The organism is Pseudooceanicola lipolyticus, from assembly GCF_002786325.1.
Taxonomy (GTDB): domain Bacteria; phylum Pseudomonadota; class Alphaproteobacteria; order Rhodobacterales; family Rhodobacteraceae; genus Pseudooceanicola_C; species Pseudooceanicola_C lipolyticus.
In genome coordinates, this window is the sequence record NZ_PGTB01000011.1 from 60,871 (window position 1) to 68,025 (window position 7,155).

Consider the following 7,155-nt stretch of genomic DNA (forward strand, 5'->3'; position numbering starts at 1 on the left):
CCAAAACCACAATAAATCAGTCGGGCAAGTTCAGGAATCAACTCTATTGATTGAGTGCCCGGCATTAAATCATAACCGTAGCCATATATATTGTCGACGTTTGCGTATTGGACGCGAGACCGCTCGGCATCGCACAATCGGAACATTCCTGATCCTTGCGCGGCTATCGCAGCGGCTCGAGTGAAACAGTCGGCTAGAAGCCTGTCGTCCAGAAGAGTCGAAGGTTCATACCATTTGAAGGGAGGAGGAAAGTTTGAAGGAATTTGCGTTCGGTACGGAGCCGCCCGGGTCCGGTAGGATTTGCATCGTCGGGGCCGGATTCATGGGATGTGTCATCGCGACACTCTATGCGCATCACGGCTATGATGCGGTGATCTGCGACAGCAATCAGACCATGCTTGACACTTACGTGGAGCGGGCCCGCCCGATCGCGGCAGGACTGATCGAGGATTCGGATGAATCGGAGGCCATGCTAGCCGGAGTGACACTTGAGCCGGATCTTGCGAGCGCGGTCGAAGGGGCCTTCCTCGTGCATGAAGCAGTGCAGGAATCCCTGGAAGTCAAACAGGCCCTGTTCGCGGAACTCGACAGGATCTGTCCGGAAAACGTGGTGCTGGCGACCAACACCTCGTCCTTCCTGATCTCCGACATCGCCGCTCAAATGACACGCAAAGAGCGGATGATGGGCATTCACTATGTTACTCCGGGTCATATCGTTCCCGTAATCGAGTTGATCCATGCGGCCGATACGCCAGCGGAGTTGGTGGCATGGAGCCGCATGCTGGTGCAGAACATCGAACATGTCGGTGTCGCGATCCTCGAACGTCCGGGCTTTCTTGTGAACCGGATCCAGTTCGCCATGCTGACCGAGATCTATCGTCTGATGGACGAAGGCCTGGCAACGCGCGACGATATCGACGATGCCGTCCGGCTAAGTCTCGGGCCGCGGCTCGCGCTATGGGGTCCACTCCTGACTGAAGATCTAATCGTCTCGAAGAAGACCGCGCTCGCCGTCACTAATTCGATCTACGAGCAGACCGGAGACGAGAATTACAAGGGCCGGAAGGTGCTTGAGGATCTGGTCGAACAGAACAACCTCGGCGCGATGACGGGGCAGGGTTGGTACAAGTTCAACAACAGCCCCGAAGCGGTAGTCGAGACGCGGGACGCCCAATTGCGTGCCCTCCTGGCCTGGCTCGAAGAGATCGATCCCGTTCGCTCTTTGAACGTTAGCTAGTTCGAACAAGGAAACGAGAAGCGGAAAACGACGTGTCCGGTAATTCGGCAGGGCAGGTGAATTTTAGTGCAAAGGGAGCGCGATATGCGGGGTGTGACATTTCCCGGAGACAAGCGGGTCGAGATCATGGAGTTCGACGATCCGACGCCAGGGCCGGGCGAAGTGGTCATCGAGGTCAAGGCATCGGGTCTTTGCGGCAGTGATCTGCACGCCTACCGCGCACCGAGCGACGACCGGGCGTTTCGCAAATTGGCCAAGGGCAAACCTTACGAGACGATGCGCGACGGCGGACCCATAATCGCCGGACACGAGCCCTGCGGGGTCGTCGTAGCGATCGGGCCGGGGATTGATCGGAACATTGCGCGGATCGGGCAACGGGTGATGATCCATCACTACTCCGGCTGCCACATCTGCGATCAGTGCCGCACCGGGTGGCCCCAAATCTGCGAAAACAAGGTGCCTGACATTTACGGCTGGACAGCCCATGGCGCGCACGCGAAATACATGAAATGCGCGGCCCATACGCTGGTCACGCTGCCCGAAGAGCTGTCGTTCGAAGCGGGTGCGGCGATTGCCTGTGGGTCCGGCACCTCCTACGCCGCACTGCGCAAGATCCAGCCCAACGGCAGCCATACGATCGCGATCTTCGGACAGGGCCCTGTCGGGTTATCAGGCACACAATTCGCCGCGGCAATGGGGGCGAGGGTGATCGCTCTCGATATCAGCCCCGAGCGGCTCGAAATGGCCCGCCGCTTCGGCGCCGTCGAAACAATCAACCCGGTTGAAACCGACGCTGTGGAGGCAATCCGAGAACTGACACACGGTCGGGGCGCGCACTACACGCTGGAAACATCGGGCGCACCACAAGCGATCAACGACGCAGTCAAATGCCTACGGCTTTGGGGCACCGCGGTCTTCGTTGGACTGGGACAGCCGACAGAAATCAACCTCGCGTCAGACGTGATCTTTCGCCAGATCAACATGGCGGGATCGTTCACCTTCTCCACTAACCTGATGGAGGATTGCGGCGTCTTTTCCGTGGATCGCGGGATCGACGTCGGTTCAATCTTCTCAGACCGGTGGGCGCTGGAGGACGCCGGAAAAGCCTACGACCTGCTCGACAAGCAGGTCGGGGGAAAGGGAGTAATCGTGTTTTGAGATGGGGGCCGCGCGCTGCAGTCCCGTAAGTTTTAAGCCGGATTGGTCGTTGCTTCCGCGATGCCCGGGCAGGGTGCCGGGAGGCGGCCGGAAAACAGAGGAGGAAAGAGAATGAACAAACTATTGCGTAGTCTTGCCGCATCCATAGCACTAATGCCGCTGGCGACCGCTGCGGTGGCGGATACCAAGATCCTGGCGAGCTGGGACCAGAGCTACGCCGCCGTCGGCGAGGTGCTGGACCCGTTCATGGAATACCTGGAGGCGGAGACGACCGCCGAGCTCGGCCTGTCGCGGTTCGGGCCCGAGACGATCCCGCCGTTCGAACAGCTGAACCCGGTGACCCAGGGCCTGTTCGACATGCTCTATACCAATGGCGGATATCACTACAATGATATCGCGCTCGGCATGGCGCTCGATTCTCTAAGCGGCGACATTGGTACGATCCACGAGTCGGGCATGTGGGACTTCGTCGATCAGGAATACCAGAAAGCCGGGTTGAAGCTCATCGCGATCTTCTACGATACCAACGGTTTCCACATGATCCTGAAGGAGCCCCTGACCGGCGACGGGCTTACCGGCCGGCGCATCCGGGGCACCCCTCTCTATCATCCGGTGATCGAAGCGCTTGGCGGTTCCCCGGTGGTGTTACCGGGCGGGGATATCTATCCGGCTCTCGAACGTGGCGTGGTCGACGGCGCGGCCTGGCCGGCAGTGGGCGCGGTCAACTACCGCTGGTTCGAGGTGTCGAGCTACTTCGTGCGGCCGACCTTCGGTCAGGTCGGGCATATGCTCTTGATGAACCTCGACGCGTGGAACGCGCTGGATGAACAGACCCGCACCGAGATCGAAACCGCCGCACGTGCCTACGAGGTTGAAGCCTCGGCGACCTTCGACGGCCTCGCGGGCACCGAGGAAGAGACCCTCGTCGCCGAGGGGATGCAAGAGACCCGGTTCGAGGATGATGTCGTCGCCAACCTCAAGAGCGCCTGGTATAACGGGGTCATGGATCTGGCTGCGACCGTGAATCCCGACGAGATCGCGCAGATGCGCGAGATCGCCGAAACCGCCGGGATCGGCGAATGATGATCCTCCCCGGTAGTCGCCCCGGTCTCGGGGCGGCCCCACAGAGTTCCAATCGGGTACGGAGACAGGGATGAGAGTGGTTTTGCGCCGCCTGGGCCGAGCGCTCTTGTGGGCTCACGATGCGTTGGTCACTTTGAGCTACTGGCTAGGGGCTGGGGCCCTGGGCCTGATCGTGATGATTTTTTCCTATGAGGTCTTCTCGCGCTATCTGATGGGCGCGCCGACCAAGTGGGCCAGCGACTTCGTGTCGTTCCTGCTACTTATCTCGATCTTTCTAGTCCTGCCGCACGTAACGCGGATTGACGGCAACGTGTCCGTTCCGATCCTGCTCAACGTGCTCGGACGGCGCGCCTCCGATTTCATGCGGCGCCTAGGGTTTGTGTTAGGTGCCGCCGTCTGCCTCTGGGCCAGCTACATCTTCCTGGACGAAACGCTGCGGTTGATGGACCGGGGTACGGCCACACTCACCAGCGTGCGGTTTCCCAAATGGATCTTGTTCGCCTTCCTCGTGTTCGGAATGTTGAATGCCGGCCTCGCCTTTCTAAGGCTCGCCTTCAGCGGCAAATCCCATCAAGAGACGCAGGCAACGATATGATCGAGGGTATTCCCGCCGTACTTGCCGGAGTCGGGCTTCTGCTCCTGTTCATGGCCGCTGGTATGCCTGTCTTTGTCGCCTTCCTGACGGTGAACATGGGCGCCACGCTGCTGGTTTTGGGACCTGCTGGCTTCGGGATGTTTTCCGGCAGTTTCTACGAGACCGCCACGAACTCCACCCTAGTGACGATCCCGCTATTCATCCTAATGGGGGAACTCCTGTTCCGAAGCCGCGCGGTCGATGTGTTGTTTCAGTCGATAGACACGTTGATTGGACGGGTGCCCGGACGCCAGTATGTACTCTCCATCGTCCTTGCGACTGTCTTCAGCACGCTCTCCGGCGCGGCAATGGGAGTGGCGGCTATGTTGGGTCGCTCGCTTCTGCCAGGAATGATCGCGCGCGGCTATGACGCGCGGCTGTCGGTCGGCACGATCCTGGCCGGCGCCAGCCTCGCTCCGCTAATCCCGCCTAGCGTACTCGTCATCATCATCGGCACGCTCGCCGGGGTATCCATCGCCGGGTTGCTGATCGCGGGGATCATCCCTGGACTGATACTCGCGGGGCTGTTCACGACCTATGTTTTCCTGCGTATATGGCGCAATCCGTCTCTGGCTCCGCAAAATGACGAGGCGACGCGCCGGGTCGAGTTCAAGGACGCCCTGATCGCAGTTGCGCGTCTCTTGCCGTTCACTATCATCATCGTCTCCGTCATGGGGTTGATACTGGCCGGAGTTGCCACTCCGACGGAGGCCGGCGCGATGGGCGTTCTGGGCGCGCTTATGACAGCCGCGATCTATCGCAATCTTTCAGTGAAGATGGTTCTCGAGTCCCTAGGCGGGTCGGTGAAGATTTCGGCGATGATCCTGATCATCATGGCCAGTTCGAAGTTGTTCAGTCAACTTTTGGCCTTTTCCGGTGGCGCCTCGGCACTCACCGCGTGGATCGTGGGACTGGATGTCTCCCCTTGGCTTATGCTGGTGCTCCTGATGGTTCTTCCATTCATCCTGTGCATGTTCATTGACCAAATCGCTTTGATGTTGATTGTCATTCCGATCTACCTACCGATCATAGATAGCTTCGGCTACGACCCGATCTGGTTCTGGCTTCTGTTCCTAGTGAACATCACGGTTGGAGGGATAACCCCGCCGTTCGGCTACACACTATTCGCCCTGAAAAGCGCATGGAGCGAGGGATCGCTTTCCACCGTGTTCGCTGCAGCTTGGCCGTTCGTTGCCCTGTTCATACTTGGGATGATCATTCTTGCTGTGGCGCCGGGCCTGACGACGTATCTGCCGTCGAAGCTCTAGGGCGGCGGCCCCGAGGACATGGACCGGCGACCGAGTGTCTCGAGCGCACCAGCTTCCGGTCCCCCGATGTAAAAACCGACAAGAGGGAGAAGCTCTACATGGAAAACGACCTGGAAAAGTATCAGATATTTATCGGCAACGAGTGGCGCGACAGCGCCACGAAGGAAACCTTTGAAAGCTATAACCCCTATTCCGGGGAGCCTTGGGCCAAGATCCCGAAGTGCGATGCGCGGGATGTCGACGCCGCCGTGGATGCGGCGCATGATGCGCTCTATTCCGGGCCCTGGGGGCAGATGCCGCCGACGCAGCGCGGCGCGTTGATGCGCAAACTGGCGGAGCTAATCCAGCGAGATGCGGACAAGTTGGCGACAGTGGAAGTGCGCGACAACGGCAAGTTGTTGGCGGAGGTCCGCGGTCAGGTCAGTTTTCTGCCACAATGGTTGTACTTTTATGCTGGCCTCGCAGACAAGGTCACCGGTTCAGTCGTGCCGATCGACCGGCCGGACATGTTCACCTACACACTACGGGAACCTGTGGGGGTCGTTGCCGCTATCGTTCCTTGGAACTCCCCACTCATGCTGATGATGTGGAAATTGGCCCCGGCGCTGGCGGCGGGCTGTACTTTTGTGCTGAAACCGTCGGAATACACTTCGGCCTCCGCCCTGCAATTCGCGGCACTCGTGCGTGAGGCAGGCTTCCCAGAGGGGGTCTTCAACGTGGTTACCGGCTTCGGCAAGGAGGTTGGCGATCCGTTGACCAGCCACCCAAAAGTAGCCAAGGTCGCCTTCACCGGGGGCGAGGGCGCCGGACGAAAGATCATGGAAAATGCGTCGGCCGACTTCAAACGGCTAACCTTGGAACTTGGCGGGAAATCCGCTCAGATCGTGTTCCCCGACGCCGATCTTGCGGCTGCTGTCTCGGGCGGGATCGCCGGGATCTTTGCCGCTACCGGACAGACCTGCATCGCCGGGTCGCGGCTGTTGGTACATGAAGGCATCTATGACGCCTACCTGGAACGGTTCGTCACTTCAGCCAGAACCGCGCAGATGGGAGATCCGATGGAGCTGACGACACAAGTCGGTCCGGTCACGACGCAACCCCAGTTTGACCGCATCCTGTCCTACATCGACATCGCCAAGGAGGAGGGCGCTCGCTGTGCTCTCGGCGGTGGCCCAGCAGTCCGACCCGAGTGCGGCAACGGGTGGTTCATCGAACCCACAGTCTTCGCAGATGTTCGCAACGACATGCGCATCGCGCAGGAGGAGGTCTTCGGTCCCGTAGTCTCGGTTATCCCGTTCTCGGAAGACGAGGAGGCCTATGCCATTGCCAACGATACCGAATATGGTTTGGCCGCCGGCGTCTGGACCTCCAGCATCAAGCGCGCGACGGTGGCGCCACGACGGCTTCGCGCGGGAACGGTCTGGGTCAATACCTACCGGGCGGCTAGCGTGATGATGCCCTTCGGCGGGGTCAAGAAATCCGGTTTCGGACGCGAGAACGGGATCGAGGCGATTGAGCAATACCTGGAAACCAAATCGGTCTGGCTCTCCTACGAGGCAGAAACCAAGAATCCCTTTGTGATGCAATGATGGCCTGTCCAGGTTCACAGATGACCCGGTGGCCTTCAAGCTTTTCATATATGTGTAAACTGCAACGGCCCGCGTGATGCATGTTGTTTGGATCAGGGCTCAAAAATAGTGACCTGCCCCCCGCGAAATCCCTCATCATGATGTAGAGTCTGCCCAACCTTGAAGGAGCAGACGAATGCGAAAGAG

At 59.6% G+C, this 7,155-nt stretch carries 6 protein-coding genes; all 6 read left to right on the top strand.

Going from position 1 to position 7,155, the window contains the following annotated elements; all coding sequences use genetic code 11:
* Positions 1 to 253: 253 nt before the first annotated feature.
* Positions 254 to 1,237 carry a 3-hydroxyacyl-CoA dehydrogenase family protein gene (locus CVM52_RS06000; protein ID WP_197922732.1) on the top strand — a complete coding sequence of 328 codons (984 nt, stop codon included), beginning with the start codon at positions 254 to 256 and terminating at the stop codon, positions 1,235 to 1,237.
* Between the two features lie 84 nt (positions 1,238 to 1,321).
* On the top strand, positions 1,322 to 2,395 hold the full coding sequence (locus CVM52_RS06005) for a zinc-dependent alcohol dehydrogenase family protein (RefSeq protein ID WP_100161601.1): 1,074 nt from the start codon (positions 1,322 to 1,324) through the stop codon (positions 2,393 to 2,395).
* A 111-nt stretch (positions 2,396 to 2,506) separates the two neighbouring features.
* Positions 2,507 to 3,478 carry a TRAP transporter substrate-binding protein DctP gene (gene dctP, locus CVM52_RS06010; protein WP_164933053.1) on the top strand — a complete coding sequence of 324 codons (972 nt, stop codon included), beginning with the start codon at positions 2,507 to 2,509 and terminating at the stop codon, positions 3,476 to 3,478.
* 70 nt (positions 3,479 to 3,548) lie between these two features.
* The gene (locus tag CVM52_RS06015; protein WP_100161603.1) at positions 3,549 to 4,073 is read left to right on the top strand and encodes a TRAP transporter small permease; all 525 of its coding nucleotides are present in this window, start codon (positions 3,549 to 3,551) and stop codon (positions 4,071 to 4,073) included.
* Positions 4,070 to 5,380, top strand: coding sequence for a TRAP transporter large permease (locus CVM52_RS06020; protein WP_100161604.1), 1,311 nt, complete (start codon positions 4,070 to 4,072; stop codon positions 5,378 to 5,380). Before CVM52_RS06015 ends, CVM52_RS06020 begins: the two co-directional genes overlap by 4 nt.
* Positions 5,381 to 5,478: 98 nt before the next feature.
* Positions 5,479 to 6,969 carry an aldehyde dehydrogenase gene (locus tag CVM52_RS06025; protein ID WP_205964893.1) on the top strand — a complete coding sequence of 497 codons (1,491 nt, stop codon included), beginning with the start codon at positions 5,479 to 5,481 and terminating at the stop codon, positions 6,967 to 6,969.
* Positions 6,970 to 7,155: the final 186 nt, after the last annotated feature.

What these genes read in the sequence shown, in the direction of transcription:
- CVM52_RS06020 (WP_100161604.1), top strand. Translation starts at nt 4,070, where the DNA reads ATGATCGAGGGTATTCCCGCCGTACTTGCCGGAGTCGGGCTTCTGCTC.
- CVM52_RS06015 (WP_100161603.1), top strand. Translation starts at nt 3,549, where the DNA reads ATGAGAGTGGTTTTGCGCCGCCTGGGCCGAGCGCTCTTGTGGGCTCAC.
- dctP (WP_164933053.1), top strand. Translation starts at nt 2,507, where the DNA reads ATGAACAAACTATTGCGTAGTCTTGCCGCATCCATAGCACTAATGCCG.
- CVM52_RS06005 (WP_100161601.1), top strand. Translation starts at nt 1,322, where the DNA reads ATGCGGGGTGTGACATTTCCCGGAGACAAGCGGGTCGAGATCATGGAG.
- CVM52_RS06025 (WP_205964893.1), top strand. Translation starts at nt 5,479, where the DNA reads ATGGAAAACGACCTGGAAAAGTATCAGATATTTATCGGCAACGAGTGG.